This is a genomic window from Georgenia sp. SYP-B2076 (genome assembly GCF_003991205.1).
GTDB lineage: Bacteria > Actinomycetota > Actinomycetes > Actinomycetales > Actinomycetaceae > Georgenia.
In genome coordinates, this window is the sequence record NZ_RXOZ01000029.1 from 1 (window position 1) to 717 (window position 717).

Consider the following 717-nt stretch of genomic DNA (forward strand, 5'->3'; position numbering starts at 1 on the left):
GACGGTGTCGAGCAGGTCCGGCGCAAGGCAGAGGCGCTCGGCGCCCGCGCGCTGGCGACCATCGAGGCGGACGGCCTCTGGGCGCTCGACGGCGCACGGTCCATGACCGCCTGGTACCGGGCACGTTCCGGCAAGCACGGCGCCAGCGCCGCACGCGAGATCAAGCAGGCCCGGGCGCTGCGCGACCACCTGCCCGCCACCGCCAAGGCCCTCGCGGCCGGCGAGATCAGCACCGACCACGTGACCGCGATGGTGCGGCACACGGCAGACACCGACGTCAGGCGCGAACGCCTCACCGACCCCGGCGTCGGCGAGGCGTTCCTCCTCGAGCACGCCAAGACCCTCGACGCCGCGGACTTCACCCTCGCGGTCCAGGAGTGGGGCACCCGCGCCGACCCCGACGCCGCCGACCGCGCCTACAAAGAGGACAGCCAGCGCGAGGAGTTCTCCCTCGCGAAGACCACCGACGGGTATCTCCCGGGCGGCTGGCTGTCCACGACCAACGGCAAGCTCCTGCTGACCGCACTCTCGGCCCGCATGGGAACGCCGTCCAAGACGGACACCCGGACACCGGCGCAGCGCCGTGCCAACGCCCTCGTCGGGCTCGCGCACCTCGCCCTGGACTCAGGGACCCTGCGCCCCGGCGCCCGCATCCGCCCCCACCTCAGTGTCACCGTCCCCTTCGACACGCTGCAGCGCCTCGTCGCCGCAGCCGCC

General features: G+C 73.9%; 1 protein-coding gene. It reads left to right on the forward strand.

The genetic code is table 11. From position 1 onward, the window contains the following. Nucleotides 1-717: DUF222 domain-containing protein (locus EJK16_RS11310; RefSeq protein ID WP_127129366.1), on the forward strand; the 717-nt coding region annotated here is incomplete at both ends.